This is a genomic window from Parasphingomonas caseinilytica, from assembly GCF_036663755.1.
In the GTDB taxonomy this organism is placed as follows: Bacteria; Pseudomonadota; Alphaproteobacteria; order Sphingomonadales; family Sphingomonadaceae; genus Sphingomonas.
Window position 1 is genome coordinate 1,208,860 of the sequence record NZ_JAXOJL010000001.1, and the last position, 14,773, is coordinate 1,223,632.

At 61.8% G+C, this 14,773-nt stretch carries 12 protein-coding genes, 1 tRNA gene and 1 pseudogene; 2 read left to right on the top strand and 12 right to left on the bottom strand.

All coding sequences use genetic code 11. The features are described from left to right. Positions 1-8 precede the first annotated feature (8 nt). The 8 genes from U1738_RS05765 to cpdR form a co-directional block, all read right to left on the bottom strand. Positions 9-341, bottom strand: a complete 333-nt coding sequence (locus U1738_RS05765; protein ID WP_271206625.1) for an ArsR/SmtB family transcription factor — start codon at positions 339-341, stop codon at positions 9-11. Positions 342-976: 635 nt separating this feature from the next. Continuing rightward, on the bottom strand, positions 977-1,765 hold the full coding sequence (locus U1738_RS05770) for a hypothetical protein (protein WP_332788053.1): 789 nt from the start codon (positions 1,763-1,765) through the stop codon (positions 977-979). A gap of 211 nt (positions 1,766-1,976) precedes the next feature. Next, on the bottom strand, positions 1,977-4,535 hold the full coding sequence (locus U1738_RS05775) for an ATP-binding protein (protein ID WP_332788054.1): 2,559 nt from the start codon (positions 4,533-4,535) through the stop codon (positions 1,977-1,979). Positions 4,536-4,922: 387 nt separating this feature from the next. Beyond that, positions 4,923-5,108: a hypothetical protein gene (locus U1738_RS05780; protein WP_332788055.1), complete on the bottom strand. Its 186-nt coding sequence runs from the start codon at positions 5,106-5,108 to the stop codon at positions 4,923-4,925. A gap of 51 nt (positions 5,109-5,159) precedes the next feature. After that, positions 5,160-6,134, bottom strand: a complete 975-nt coding sequence (locus U1738_RS05785; RefSeq protein ID WP_332788056.1) for a GAF domain-containing protein — start codon at positions 6,132-6,134, stop codon at positions 5,160-5,162. Positions 6,135-6,356: 222 nt separating this feature from the next. Further along, a complete protein-coding gene (locus tag U1738_RS05790; RefSeq protein WP_332788057.1) occupies positions 6,357-6,932 on the bottom strand; it encodes a TetR/AcrR family transcriptional regulator in 576 nt (191 codons plus the stop codon). Positions 6,933-8,320: 1,388 nt separating this feature from the next. Beyond that, a tRNA-Val gene (locus tag U1738_RS05795) sits at positions 8,321-8,395 on the bottom strand. A gap of 82 nt (positions 8,396-8,477) precedes the next feature. Then, positions 8,478-8,855: a cell cycle two-component system response regulator CpdR gene (gene cpdR / locus U1738_RS05800; protein ID WP_055780516.1), complete on the bottom strand. Its 378-nt coding sequence runs from the start codon at positions 8,853-8,855 to the stop codon at positions 8,478-8,480. A gap of 114 nt (positions 8,856-8,969) precedes the next feature. Here cpdR and U1738_RS05805 point away from each other — a divergent pair, with 114 nt between their 5' ends. Then, positions 8,970-9,815, top strand: coding sequence for an N-formylglutamate amidohydrolase (locus U1738_RS05805; RefSeq protein ID WP_332788058.1), 846 nt, complete (start codon positions 8,970-8,972; stop codon positions 9,813-9,815). A 195-nt stretch (positions 9,816-10,010) separates the two neighbouring features. On the opposite strand, the gene U1738_RS05810 is transcribed toward U1738_RS05805, so the two are convergent. Then, positions 10,011-10,349 carry a UrcA family protein gene (locus U1738_RS05810; protein ID WP_332788059.1) on the bottom strand — a complete coding sequence of 113 codons (339 nt, stop codon included), beginning with the start codon at positions 10,347-10,349 and terminating at the stop codon, positions 10,011-10,013. 119 nt (positions 10,350-10,468) lie between these two features. Here U1738_RS05810 and U1738_RS05815 point away from each other — a divergent pair, with 119 nt between their 5' ends. Beyond that, positions 10,469-11,386, top strand: coding sequence for a LysR family transcriptional regulator (locus U1738_RS05815; protein ID WP_332788060.1), 918 nt, complete (start codon positions 10,469-10,471; stop codon positions 11,384-11,386). Between the two features lie 190 nt (positions 11,387-11,576). Here U1738_RS05815 and lpdA read toward each other — a convergent pair whose 3' ends face one another. The 3 genes and pseudogenes from lpdA to odhB form a co-directional block, all read right to left on the bottom strand. Then, complete coding sequence (lpdA, locus tag U1738_RS05820; protein ID WP_332788061.1) at positions 11,577-12,968, bottom strand: dihydrolipoyl dehydrogenase; 1,392 nt, start codon at positions 12,966-12,968, stop codon at positions 11,577-11,579. A gap of 99 nt (positions 12,969-13,067) precedes the next feature. Continuing rightward, positions 13,068-13,340: pseudogene (locus U1738_RS05825) on the bottom strand (GIY-YIG nuclease family protein); the annotation flags it as partial. 122 nt (positions 13,341-13,462) lie between these two features. After that, positions 13,463-14,722 (bottom strand): 2-oxoglutarate dehydrogenase complex dihydrolipoyllysine-residue succinyltransferase, encoded by a 1,260-nt coding sequence (gene odhB / locus U1738_RS05830; protein ID WP_332788062.1) that lies wholly within the window; start codon positions 14,720-14,722, stop codon positions 13,463-13,465. Between the last annotated feature and the right edge of the window lie 51 nt (positions 14,723-14,773).

Consider the following 14,773-nt stretch of genomic DNA (forward strand, 5'->3'; position numbering starts at 1 on the left):
GCGTCCTTTCAGCAGCAGGGGGTGAGTTCGGCCAGGAGCGGCGCGCACAGTTCAGGCGAGCCGGCGCAGCAATCCTTGACGAGGAACAGCGTCAGCGCGCGCAGCCCGTCCAGATCGGCTCGGTAGATGATAGACCGGCTATGCCGTTCCGAGCGCACGATGCCGGCGCGCGCGAGAATGCCGAGGTGTGCGGACATGGTGTTTTGCGGCACGTCGAGCTGGCGGGCGATCTCGCCGGCAGCCAAGCCGTCCGGTTCGTGTCGTACCAGCAGCCGGAACACGTCGAGGCGCGTACCCTGCGCAAGTGCTCCCAGCGCCGCGATAGCAGATTCGTTTTCCATATATCCAGCATAGAGGATATATCGGGACTGCCTAGTACGAAAACCGTAGGACCGGTGTCACAACCGGTCGGTTATGACACTGCCAAACCTACAACTGACGTCCAAGGGTTTGCGTGTGTCAGAACCCCGTTTCAAAATGTCCGCTCCCGACATAGGCAACGTGCCTCGGCTACGACCGCCTTTGGGTCGCAAGCCGCCCGACGGTTTCCGACCGCAAGGACCCAAAAGCCGACGTTCACGACACTTTGGCTCGTCCCGCGAACCGGACGCTCATTCATTAGGGGAGTAGAAGAGGAAAGCGCCGTTTCAGGCCCATTGATTGACTCCGGCGGTACAACGTGATGAGCAATCGCTGATCGAGCCCGGCTTGTCCCGGAGAGCGCGCAGATCGAGACGCGAACGGTGAGTTGCCCGCCGACGGTGGAACAATGCGGGATCGGGAGCCGGCGTTGTCGAAATTTCTGATGAGATTGGTTGATCGCCGATGTCGCGACAATTCGGGAGGCCGGGGATTGGGCCGACGCTTGAGGCGCCGGCCCGTGAGATAATGTTGGGTCGGCGGCGAGCCACCGCCCTTTCGACCAGTCTGAACCCGCGGCGCAGCACTTGGTTTCTCGCGCTTCTCCCGCAAGTAGCTATTGCTTCCTAAGCGTAAACTCGTCGGTGGTCCCAGCCTTCAAGTTTACAGCCTTCAATATCATGGTCGTGGCATTCAACGGCATATAAGTATAGGTTCCAACAGCTTTGCCACCGATATAATCGGTCTCGACAAAGCCCCCGCCAGCCTTGGTCAAAGCGACCATCGCATTTGCCTTGTCCCCAACGAAAGCCACCTTCGGTCCGCCTAATTCGGCGGTGTAGTGCTCGCCCGTACCGAGCGTCAGCGTGACGGCTTTGCCCGACGTGGTGATTGTTGCAGTTAGGTTCTCTTCTGCGATCTGAGCGCCATCATTGATAGCTACCCAAGATCCGCTGGCGGCATGCCCGCCAACTGGTGCCGCCCCGACACGCTTGGACATACTGATGCTGGTCGTTGCTTTGCCTGATGCGTTGTCTGCCGAGACCGACGTATAGGTTAGCATGCGTCCGTCACTTGACGCCGTAACCTTCGTGGTGCCGACTAGCACGCCCTTACGATAACGCTTCCACTCCAACGTGCTTGCATCCAAAATGGTAACAGCGGCTGCGTCCCAATAGTCGCGACCAGCCACAGGGTTAGGCTGACCATCGGCAACAATCTTGTACGGTGGTGTGCACGAGGTGCAGTCGTAAACGCCGTCCTTGACGACGAAAATGTCAGGTTTTGTCGATAGTTTGGCGGTTGCAGTATCAGCCTTCCACGTCCCATCGATCTGGCCGGCAGCATGCGCCGGCACGGAGGCAACGAGTGTCAAGCAGCTTAAAGCGACGTTGAAGCGATTCATTATAATCCCCCATAAACGAATTGAAGACTCGATTCTTGGGCGACCCGCTTTCGAAACTACCCTTAGGTTTGCTACCGCGCAATCGACTCGTTTCACTGGCCCACCACCTGAGGATTTGGGCACTTCCTGAAGCATCCGGTCATCAACATACGATCTTGCGCGGCTTACTAGTTGCTTCAGGACGACTTTATTTGCGGTCTCGCCATACGGCCTAGTCAAAGCGATCTGGCCGAGCCGCAATCCCTCGTGTTAAATCCGCCATATCCGGAACGACCCAGAAGTCGCCATTCTCCGCGCCTTTTTGCCTTCCCAACTTCCGACATTCATTCATCGGCCCCGACCAACCTGTAGCGCCGCGGAATGGTGTGGCTTGGGACAACCGGAATGCATCGCTCTTGCGCACATCCTCGGGCATACGGTTCAGGTTCCGGCGAACCTCGGCATCCATCGTGTCCAACTCGTGTCCGATGATCTCGATCGCGATCCCCATCTGGGCGAGCACGTTGAAATCATTGACGCGCCGGTCGAGCTGCGTCCGTTCGTTTTCGGTGACCGCCAGTGCGCCTTCCAGATCGATGTCGTCGCGGAGCTGCTCGAGCGCTCTGAGGAAAGGCTCATACCGCGCCGTGAAGTCCTCCTCGAGCTGCGCGGAGACAGCATCGAGCCCGTTGAGGACGGAAGCCAACCGGACCCCACGATCAAGATCCTGGAGCAGCGGGCTAGCCCGGAGATAGTATTGCTTGAAGTCCGCCTCAGCCTGCGACCGCCACTTCTCCCGCAAGTCCGAGATCTGGCTGTCGATCGTCTTGCGGAACCTATCGACCCTCGCGCTTAGGCGCGACTGGTTGCTCTGCAATCTGCGATTGGCGACCTCCTCCGGGGCCTCCACTCTCATCGTCTCGATCGCCGTCGACAGATCGCCACCGACTGAATCGATCGCCGCCCGCAGCGCGCGATAATCGTCCCGGTACCGACGATAAGCGGCCTCCTGGTCCCCGAGCTTCGCTGGGACCTGAGGGATCCTGAGTCTATCGCTGTCTTCACGGATCGCATCGAGCGCTTCCGACACGAGGGCGACCTCCCCAGCATCCTCCTCGCTCACCGCAGCCATCAGACGTTGGCGCAGTTCGGCGGTTCTGACCACCGCCGTCCGGACCGGTTCGGTATTCTCACGTAGGAAGGTCCTGAAGGTCGAAGACCGGACGCGCGATGCCTTCTTGGCAGCATCCATCGCCGACCTGTTGCGCTCCTTGATCTCCGGCAGCTCTCCCAGCCGAAGATTGGAGTCCGATCCGAAGTAGCGCTTACCCACCGTTACAAGCAGATCCTCGACCAGGATCCTGAGTTCGCGGAATGCCCGATTGTCGACGAGGCCTTCCCGCCCCGCCTTATCCCGCAAGTTTGGATTTTCGCCGCGAGTGAAGGCGGTGCGACCAAAGCTCCGCCGATGCGCCCAGAAATAGCGCCCCGCATGCCGGGAACGACGTTCCTCAATGCCGTAAAGATCCGCTTCCGGATTTCCGTACGGCATGATGCGCAGGTTGTCGCGGTAGACGTAGACCCCGCCATAGTCTTCGGCTTTTGACAGCAACGTCGCGTGCACGGCCTTGCCCTGCGTGGTGGCATCCGCATCCTGCTCGAACGTTCCGATGCAGAATAGGAACGGCCCCAACCGTTCGCGGCCCGCTCGCGGCGGCGGGCGACGCGGCACGTGCGTGATCTCGCCGCGGTCCTTGCCGAACACCCGCAACTTGCCGCGAAACACTCCAAGCTCGTCGAAGCCCCCCTCGATGGAGTGCTCTAGCGACCGGAACTCCTCCAGCCCGAAGACATCCGCCGCGCGGACGATGGATTTGCGTCGCCCGCCCTGATGAACGATGACGTCGTAATCGAATGGCTCTCTGATCTCGGCGTAGGGATCGGTGAAGCCCGTGAGCGTCTTGACGAGATCGAGCCGGACCGCTTCGACCTCCGGGTCGTCGTCCGCGGCCGAAGTTTCGACCTGCACCGCAAGTTCGCGGTGCACGTCCAGCAGCAGGATCGCGGTTCCACTCTCCCGCGTTCCTACGAAGACTTGCCAGTCCTGAAGATGACGCTCCGTGGGAAGAGCGTTCGCGGACGAACGTATCCGCTCGGACGTAGTTTCAGACAGCCCCGCGGTGCGCTCGTATTCATCGAAGCGCGACCAGGCCGCAATCAAGCGATCCCGTCGCGGATCGTCTTGCGCCGGACTGACGTTCGACGTCAGCGTCTCGCGCATCGCCGGCAATGCGTCGAGGATCGCCCCCTTGGAAGGAAAAGACTCCACCGCAACCGCGATGTCATCGAGTGCGAGGTAAGGGTTTTCGAATAGGCGCCAATCGACCATTACCGCCGCAAAGTCGCTGCCGGTCCGCTTTGAGAGGATCAAGGTCACGGGAGCGAGGAACGCAGCCGAAAGCCGGCCGATGCCCTTTTCGCCTTGCCTAGGACGTGGCGCCTTCCCCCGTGGGACGTCGTCCCGATCATCGCGGTCCCTGATCTTTGAGTCGGTCCCGACAACAAGCCACCGTTCGAGAAAGTCCTCACGGGACATGCCTACGCCGTCGTCGAAGATCGCTCCGATGGCGGGCGGACCGTCATAGACATGGAGCGATACTGCATCGGCGTACGCGTCGTAGGCGTTTTTCCAGAGTTCGCTAACGGCCGTCGGACAGTCGGCGATCTGTCCACGCCCCAGGTGGTCGATCGTGCGAGCCCTGGTCTGGAAGGTCGTGCGGGAAGTCGTCATTGCCGCCGCGGGGCGTAAAACGTTCCGATATCGTCACCCGTCACGTGCCCACCCCAGATTCGATCAACCATCCTGCCCAATAACTGATATCGCCAAGGTCCAACCATAGGCACATCTTAGACCGAAGCCAGCGGCATAATAAGACCTTACTAAAACAGTGCGAAATAGATTTGGAGACGCGCACCGGTGCCACAAACAGGTGACCCAGCATTCCAGTCACCAAGCCCATCCAAGTCTCAAAAGGGAACTGCGGTCAACGGCACGCTCATCCCCAGCATTAGGGCGCGTAGCTTTAATCCCAGACGCTCGACAACGAGTGTCGGCTAACTCGTGCTTCCCTCCAAAGCGGCCGGTCCGTTCTCCACCCGAGCCCCAGCTGTGGGTCAATTATGCTCGTAGAAGGACATCCTGTACGGTCCATTCAAGGCGACGGCGTGAAAGCTGATGCACCTTCGCCATTGCCTCGCCGATATCACCTTGGCCACCAAACTGGACCTTTGCCGCCGTAGCAACGGCGCGTTCCAGCTCACGCTCCAGATCCTCCACGGGATCGGGCTCCATTCCAATCTTCATCGCTGGCTCCTTGTCAGGCATGGTTCTCATATAAACATAATTCGGTAAAGCCTACAGCCTGTCACGAAGCCGGAAAGCAGCTGCCAAGAGCGCCGTACTTCGTCCGATTATACGCACCGTATCGACTGCCTGAACCTTGTCGTTCCCCGGGTCGCGACGGAAACGGCCGGTGCGGTCGCTTGACGCCGCTATAACGCCCCAAATTGCTTGCTCGGGTCCAACCCGGATAGGGATGGCCGCCATCGAACGGTAGCGGTCCGGATCATATCCTCGACGCTGCTCGTCCGGGACCGGATAATCGATAGCCACTTGCGGATCGCGATAATCTTCGATGATGCCATCACGGCCGGTATGCCATGCCACACCAACCAGACCTTCGTTGAGACGCCACTCACGGGCCTGTGCCTGCTCGGCAAGCCGATCTGCCCTTAGGCCGGCAACGCGACGCAAAACCGAGGCCTCTCCCTCACCCTGAACCTGAAAGATCGAAATCGCCCAGCGTTCTTCCATCTCAAAGCCAATTGCAGCGCCGATCGGCACCACGGCGCTTTTCAGCATAAAATCAGCTGCACTGGTCAGCGTCGCAACGTCAGCGAGCATTGATTGTTCAGCCGCTTCTCGCATCAAGTTGCTGGCTTGCCTGTACGCGATACGGCGCCGGTCTAGCGTTTCGCCTTCGGTACGGGTAGCATCGCGTTCAGCCTCCAGCGCCCGTCCCTGCGAGATGGCGTCCTCCGCAATCGCCTCAGCCTCAATCAGGTATGTGCCGAGTTCAAGTTTGCGATAGTCAAGCAACGCTACAAAACCGCCGCCAAAGGCTGCAATTGCCGCCCCGGCGATGGCCAGCACAATCCCCGTTGTGCCGGTGAAGACCTTGGCAAAAGCAGCAACAAATGCCCCTAGTACACCTGTTACGACAAGCCACGGACGCAATCGCTCAACCGCGGCGATCCGCTCGCTGATCTTCCTGAGCGCGCCACGGCGGTTGGGGCGCAGACGCGCTTCAAGAGTATCGAATCCGCTCAAGACAACCTCGTTTTGGTCAGAAAGCCAAAATTATCTAATAGCAAGGCCAAGTCTCAGCGGCGATCACAAACCATTGTGCACCTGTAGCGATGGAGAGGAAATATACGAGACAGCGCGTCGGTGGGCAAATCCCGCTCCCCTTCATATGAACCAAGGTCCGTTTACCGCAGTTGACAGTCCAAAGCGGACAGGCGGCTCCCCACCACAACCGGACGTCCACTCTTATACCCGGGCGCCTTCAATGGTAAGCCGGAGCATTGACTTTCGTGCCCTCTCAAAGTCCACCGGTGACTTGGCCGGCGGAGCGATCACGGCCAGCCACACGCCATCGGCCGCCAAACGTGCCATCTCACAAAATTCATCACCGTCGGTCGCGAAGTGGCGCTCGATCCGCGCAGCGAGCCACGAACTCCACATCTGCTGGAGTTCCGGATCAGCTAGCATGGATATGCACAACCGGGCGGAAGGCGCCTCCCCGCCTAATCGATGATCGACAAAGACCCCTTCGATGTAGGCACGGGTGAAGCGGCCATGTTCGATCGGATCACGTGCCATATGGCCCTCGATCAGGGCATCGAAATAGTCGATGATGTCTGCGAACATGCCGTGAAAGAGCAACTGCTTTGACGCGAAGTGGTGAAAAAGGCCGCCCTTCGTCACTCCTGCCTCCTTGGCCACGGCGTCTAAAGTGACATTCGCGAGCCCATTTTCGGAGACCAGTTCTCCTGCCGCATCCAGCAAGGCCCGGCGTACCTTCTCCGGTTCCTTCTTCCGCTCGTAAGCGCTCGGTGTGCTCATTTTCGATCCCAACTGTTGGGCTACCAAGTCTGCAGGCCGCCAATGTGGTTCGGCACTCCGCGTAGAACGGTGATCGAACCGGCTCGTAGGTATCTTTTAGGCGGCTAGTGGTCAATTATCTCATCCACATGAGAGTCATTGACCAACCCTAAAAGCTAAGATACCGACTGGCCGGTCTTATGAAATGTGTGTTCTAGTAGCCGGTGATGCGATCTTGGCGATGCACTGATTTCTGGGGCGGACTGCAGACCACGGCGAGGGATCGCTGCGTCGTTGATCAATTCAAGTTTCGGAGAACCCCGTGGTGTCCTTTACGCATGTAAATCGTCGTAGCGCGCCGACCTTAGCCCTGCTGGTTCTCATTTCCGCATGCGATTCTAGATGGCCGTCCCCGGCGCGAGAAGCGCCCATCGACAAAACAATTCTAGTCGCAAGATCAAAACCGTCGGTCGTGCAGACCATGGTCAACGGCGGTCAATTTGGCACGACGGCTAGGTTCGGCCTACTCCTCATGCGTCGAAACTGGCGCCACCAACGCAACGATCAGGGCGAACTGCAACATGATCACTCCGTCTCTTGAACAATGGACTGCGTTTCAACCTGAACGAGGCGAGCGCAAATCAAGCGCCGGGTTCCGGTCGGGGTATGGAAGACCAATCCAACCCACTAGCCGCCATCACCAGCGCCTTCTCCCCTTCGCGCCTTCAGACATTCTTTCAACATCGCGTAGTCGGCTCGCAGTGCCGCTGGAACGGCTAAACTGAGACATGTCTGCATATACCGGAAACCGCCGGACAACGGCTTGTTAGCGAACCACTGATCACATGCACCGATTGCTGCCACCGCACGGAAGAAACCGCCCGTGATGATCAAGGCCGCCGCTGCGGCCCAGCACATGACCCCGAATAGGAGCGACAAGCTGGGCCGGGACGCCGAAAAGAAACACCCGGCCTTCAGACCAGCGGCCGGGTGCTTAGTTCACGCAGGGCTTTCCATCCTGCGCTTGGGTCGCGACCGTGTCTTGCATGCGAAGCCGTGCAGATGCATCCCCCCATTAGGTGATACCCGCGACCGGCCTGCTCGAGCGAAACGCCGGGCGGCTACCACGCTCAACGATAACAATGAACCTCCCGCCGAGATCAGCAACGTCAAGGCAGAATGCACCTTCGAGCGGACAAACAGCAGGATCGCTGAGTGGGAGCGGCCGTGGTTGCCGTTCTCCTGTGGCCTAACCGCTGGTGCACCAGCTCTCCCGGCCTCAGCCCTGGACACGCTTCGTTCCCCCTACGTTTCACGGGTTCACCGGAGCGACACCGGAGCACTTCGGCGAAGTGACGGACGGTGGGCATTAAAAAACCCCGCAACCTTTTCAGATTGCGGGGTTTTTATGGTGGGCGTGGCAAGGATTGAACTTGCGACCCCTGCGATGTCAACACAGTGCTCTACCACTGAGCTACACGCCCACGAGGAGGGTGCCTCTAGCCGGGGTTTGGCGGGGACGCAAGGCGGTTACTCGCCTCCCTGCGCATTTATCGTCAACCCCTCCTAAAGCCCGCCGGTTGCGCTCTCCGTTTCGAACATGCGGTCCACCTCCAGCACCAGATCGCGCAGGTGGAACGGCTTGGAGAGCACGCGTGCCTGCGGCATCTGCTTGCCGGCCTTCAGCGTCACGGCGGCGAATCCGGTGATGAACATCACGCGCAAATCGGGCACCATCTCACCGGCCTTCTGCGCCAGTTCGATGCCGTCCATCTCGGGCATGACGATATCGGTGAGCAGCAGATCGAAATGCTCGGTCTCGAGCAGAGGAATCGCCGCCGTGCCGCGATCCACCGCGCTCACCGCATAGCCGGAGCGTTCGAGCGCACGCGTCAGATATTCGCGCATCACGCGGTCATCTTCGGCCAGCAGGATCCTGATCATGTAATGCGACACCCGGTTTTTCGTGTGCCTGTCTTATGCGCAAAGCCCTTAAGAAATTCCAGCCGCAACGTAAGGATTTGCAGCCGGACCGCCGTGGGCATAGGCTGAATGCACATGCATCCCCCCGCCTCTTTCGACCTTTACGGCGCGACCGAACCGGCCAGCCCGGTGATCCTGTCCGTGCCGCATGGCGGGCGGGACTATCCGCTGGCGTTGCGCGCGGCGCTACGCGTGCCGGTGGAGGCGCTGCGCCCGCTGGAGGACCGGCATATCGATACGCTGGCGCTGGCGGCCATCGGCAGCGAGACGATGCTGGTGCAATGCCGCGCGCGCGCCTGGATCGATCTCAACCGCGCCGAGAACGAGCGCGATCCGCATATCGACGGCGGCGCGGACCGGCGCGCGCTGGGCCTGCAATCGACCAAGGTGCGCGGCGGACTGGGGCTGATCCCGAGGCGCATCGCCAGCGCGGGCGAGATCTGGCGGCGCAAGCTGGATGGCGAGGAGGTTATGGCGCGCATCGCCGGGGATCATCGCCCCTATCATGCCGCGCTGGGTGCCGCGCTGTCGGCGGCACGAGCCCGATTCGGCGTGGCGGTGTTGCTCGACGTGCATTCGATGCCGTCGCTGGCGAGCGGCGCGCAGATCGTATTGGGGGACCGGTTCGGACAATCGGCCGGCGGGCGGTTCGTCCATCGGCTAGAAGGCGAGGCGCGCGGAGCCGGGCTGACCTGCGCAATGAACACGCCCTATGCCGGCGGCCATATCCTCGATCGGCATGGCGCGCCGGGCAAGGGGGTGCATGCGGTGCAACTAGAATTCGACCGCGCACTGTATCTGGACGAGGCACGCGATGTGCCCGGGCCGGGGCTGGAAGCGATGGCGAAGTTGCTGCGCCGCATGATCGATGCACTGGCCGACGAGGCGCTCGCGCTGCCCGCGACCCTGGCGGCGGAATGACCAAAAAAAACCACCTCGCGCATGAAGCACGAGGTGGCCAAGGTTCAGGGAGGAGGTACGCTGAAAGCGTACCGCAAGGCCCGCGAAAGGGGGGGACACGAGCCTTGTGAGACCGATATAGGAGAGCGGTTTTCGCGGTTCAAGGGATTTAATGTCGCGAAATGTAGCAGCAATACTTTTCCTCCCGCGACGCCCTCATGGCCGGGCCTGAACCTCCGCCAGCGCTACGCTCGCATTGCCTTTCACCGCAGCGATCGCCTGTGCGCGCCGGGCGGAAAGCATTGCGTCCGTGTCCTTTCGGCAGCGCGTCACTTCATTCTGGCCCGCCAGATCGAGATCGGATGCCGTACCACACGCGGCGCGCACCGCGATGCCGATGCGGCGATCGAGCCGGCGGATATCGGCCGCACGGCGCAGATCGAGATCGGCATGGTGGACGATCTGGCTCCGCGTTGCCGGCGCGATTTCCTGGCCGAAAGCGGGCGTGACGAGGGTTGCGGCAGCCAGAGCCGCCAGCGTGAAAGCGATCTTCATGTCATATCTCCGAATGGGTGAGATTCGGCACCGGTGCGTGATGTTCAGATAGGGCCGCTCAGCCGGTTTGACGAACAACGATGTTGCGCTGCCGTTATGCAAAAGTGCAGAATGCACGGATGATCGACTGGAACGACCTGCGCCATTTCCTGGCCGTGGCGGAAAGCGGCAGCACACTCGCCGCCGGCCGCATGTTGCGTGTCAGCCAGACGACGACGGCACGGCGGGTGGCGGCGCTGGAGGAAGCGCTGGGGCTGACCCTATTCGAGCGCAGCCCGGCGGGATATCGACTGACGGAAGCCGGGGCCGATCTGTTGCCGCAAGCGCAAGCAGTGGAGCGATCCGTACACGCGCTGACCGATGCCGCCGCCGCGCAGGGGCGCGAGGTGAGCGGCACGGTGCGCGTGACGTGTCAGGAAATCCATGCGGTAACGATCCTGACGCCGATCCTGCGCGATCTGCACGCCGCCTATCCGGCGATCCGGATCGATCTGGATACCAGCGAAACGATCCGCGATCTGGCGAGCGGCGCGGCGGATATCGCGCTCCGAAACGCAGTGCGGCCGGCCGGCGGCGGGTTGGTCGGGCGGCGCATCGCCGACGATTCGTGGACGCTCTATTGCAGCCGCGCCTATGCCGCCGAACACGGCCACCCGACGCGACGCAGCGAACTGGCCGGACATCCGCTGATCGGCGGCGGCGAAGGGCATCTGTGGGAGCTGTACCGCGCTTGGCTGGTGGCGAACGGGCTGGAGGGCGGCGTGGCGATGCACAACAGTTCGGCGACCGGCCTGCTGGCGGCGGTGCGCTCCGGGTTCGGGCTGGCGGTGCTGCCGTGCATCGCGGCGGACAACGATCCCGATCTGCTGCGCTGTCTGCGACCGATGCGTGGCGAGGAGCGCGGGCTGTGGCTGCTCACGCACGAACGGCTGCGGCACACGCCGCGCGTGCGCGTGGTGCTGGATTTCCTGGCGGCGCGATTGGGGGCGCTGGCACGCGAGGTTGGCGAGAGCAGCCCCCTGCCCCCTTTGCCTTGAGACCGTGCGGGGGTGCGTTTGAGCATGTGCTTCGACAGGCTCAACATAAACGGAGGGTGATGGCACCCCGGAAGGTCAACACTCGTGGCAGCGCCGCGGGCAAAGCCCGCGCCGTCGGTCGGCGCTGAAGCGCCGCCGGCCGATCTGATCGCATAAAGCCGCGCTTTAGCTTAGCTAAAGCTCGGCGCGATCAGATATGTATGGCCTTGCCCCGCACCGCCATCGCAGCTTCCTTGATCGCCTCGCTGTGCGTCGGATGCGCGTGACAGGTATAGGCGATGTCCTCGCTCGTCGCACCGAACTCCATGGCTTGGGCGACCTGCGCGATCATCGTGCCGGCGGGCACGGCGATGATCCATGCGCCGAGTACCCGGTCGGTCTTGGCATCCGAGATGACCTTCACGAAGCCGTCCGGCTCGTGATTGGTCTTGGCGCGGCTGTTGCCGGCCATCGGGAACTTGCCGACCTTCACCTCGCCCTTTTCCTTGGCCGCTTCCTCGGTAAGGCCGACACCGGCGATTTCGGGCCAGGTATAGACGACGCTCGGGATGATATCGTGGTTCACGATGCCGGTCAGGCCGGCGATGTTTTCGGCCACCGCGATGCCCTCATCCTCGGCCTTGTGCGCCAGCATCGGGCCGGGAACGACGTCGCCGATCGCCCACACGCCGTCGACCGAAGTGCGGAATTCGTGATCGATCTCGATCTGCCCGCGCTGGTTGGTGGCGAGCCCGGCCTTCTCGAGCGCAAGACCATCAGTGTTGGGGCGACGGCCGATCGAGACCAGAACGACGTCCGCTTCGAGCGTGGTCGCCTCGCCACCGGCGGCGGGTTCCAGCGTCAAGGTCGCCTTCTCGCCGTTCACGGCCACGCCGGTCACCTTGGTCGACAGCTTGAACTCGATCCCCTGCTTCTTGAAGATCTTGTTCGATTCCTTGCGGATCTCGCCATCGAAGCCGGGCAGGATCTGGTCGAGGAATTCGACGCACGTCACCTTCGCACCCAGGCGGCGCCATACGCTGCCAAGTTCGAGGCCAATCACGCCGCCGCCGATGACGACCATGTGGCCGGGCACCTTGTCCAGTTCCAGCGCGCCGGTCGAATCCACCACGATCTTCTGGTCGATCTCGACGCCGGGCAGCGGGGTGACCGACGATCCGGTGGCGATGACGATGTCCTTTGCGGTGACCGTCTTGTCACCCACCTGAACCGTGTGCGCATCGACGAACGCGCCGCGGCCCTTGATCCACTCGACCTTGTTCTTCTTGAACAGGAACGCGATGCCGCCGGTCAGTTGCTTGACCGCGTCGAGGCGCTGGCCATGCATCGTGGGCAGATCGAGTTCCGGCGTCACCTTGATGCCGAGCTTGGCCATCGTGCCGTTGGCGGCATGATCGAACAGTTCGGACGCGTGCAGCATCGCCTTGGAGGGAATGCAGCCGACGTTGAGGCACGTCCCGCCCAGCGTTTCGCGGCTCTCGACGCACGCCGTGCGCAGGCCGAGCTGCGCGGCGCGGATGGCGGCGACGTAACCGCCGGGGCCGGAGCCGATCACCAGAACGTCATAGTCGTATTCAGCCATCTTCAACTCCATCGTACTCCTGCGAACGCAGGAGCCCAGGGTAACCGAAGACATCGCTTGTGGCTTTGGCTTCCTGCATTCGCAGGAAAACTGCACGCCTCAGAACAACGTCTCGTACAAATCCTTCCAACGCGGATTATCCTGCTCGATCAGATCGATCTTCCAGGCCCGCTTCCATTTCTTCATTTGCAGTTCGCGGTATCGCGCCTCCTGCAAATCGTCATAGGCGGCATACCATACAAGTAGCGTGCAGCCGTGTTCCTTAGAAAAGCCTTCGACCAGCAGATTGCGATGTTGGTAGGCGCGTCCGGGCAGATCGCTTGTCACGCCGAGATACAACGTGCCGTTGCGCTTGCTTGCCATGAGGTAGACGCAGCCTGCTTTCGTAGGTCATCTCCCGTTTGGTTTTCCTGCGAACTCAGGAATCCAGAGCCAAGCAATGTAGCGCTTGCGATCCTGGGCTCCTGCGTTCGCAGGAGCACAAGATTGGTTGTTTAAAGGTCGATCAAAATCCGCGTCGGATCCTCGATCGCATTCTTCAGTGCGACCAGGAACGTCACGGCCTCGCGACCGTCGATCAGGCGGTGATCGTAACTGAGCGCGAGGTACATCATCGGACGGATCACGATCTGGCCGTCCACCACCACCGCGCGGTCCTCAATGCGGTGCAGTCCGAGTACGGCACTCTGCGGCGGGTTGATGATCGGCGTCGACATCAGCGAACCGAACACGCCGCCGTTGGAGATCGTGAAGGTGCCGCCCTTCATCTCGTCCATCTTCAGCGTGCCGTCCTTGGCGCGCTTGCCGAAATCACCGATCGTGCGTTCGATCTGCGCGACCGACATCTGGTCGGCATCGCGGATCACCGGCACGACCAGCCCGCCCGCACCGGACACGGCGACCGAGATGTCGGCGTAATCGTGATAGACGATCTCGTCGCCCTCGATCGAGGCGTTGACGCTCGGGATATCCTTCAACGCCATGCAAGCGGCCTTGGCGAAGAAGCCCATGAAGCCGAGCCGCACACCGTGCTTCTTCTCGAACAGATCCTTGTACTTGGCGCGCGCCTCGATCACCGCGGTCATGTCGACGTCGTTGAACGTCGTCAGCATCGCGGCGGTGTTCTGCGCTTCCTTCAGGCGCTTGGCGATCGTCTGGCGCAGGCGCGTCATGCGCACGCGCTCTTCCTTGCGACCCGAAGCGGCGGCGACGGACGGCGCAACCGCCGGCTCGGCCGAAGCGGTCGGGGCAGCGGCAGGCTTGGCCGAGGCGGCGGCGGTCACGTCTTCCTTGGTGATGCGACCATCCTTGCCCGTGCCCCTGACGGTCGCCGGATCGACACCGAATTCCAGCACGGCGCGGCGTACCGAGGGGCTGAGCGCGGCGGGGCCGTCATCGGAGGCAAACGGAGCGGCGGGCGCCTGCTGACCAGCCGTCGCGGCAGGAGCGGGTTCGGCCGGCTTGGGCGATTCCGTCACCGCGGGCTGCGGCGCCGCGGCGACGGCTGGCGAACCGTCCCCGGCATCGATAGTCGCGATCATCGCGCCGACCAGCACCGTATCGCCGACCTGCACGGCATGCGCGCCCATCACGCCGGCGACGGGCGACGGCACTTCGACGGAGACCTTGTCGGTCTCGAGGCTCGCAATCGGCTCATCCACCGCGACCTTGTCGCCGGGCTGCTTGAGCCATTCGCCGAGCGTCGCCTCGGTGATCGATTCGCCCAGGACGGGGACTGTTACTTCGGTTGCCATCTGCTTTTTTCCGCCTTCTCGTTCCCCGGCGAAAGCCGGGGCACAGTTACG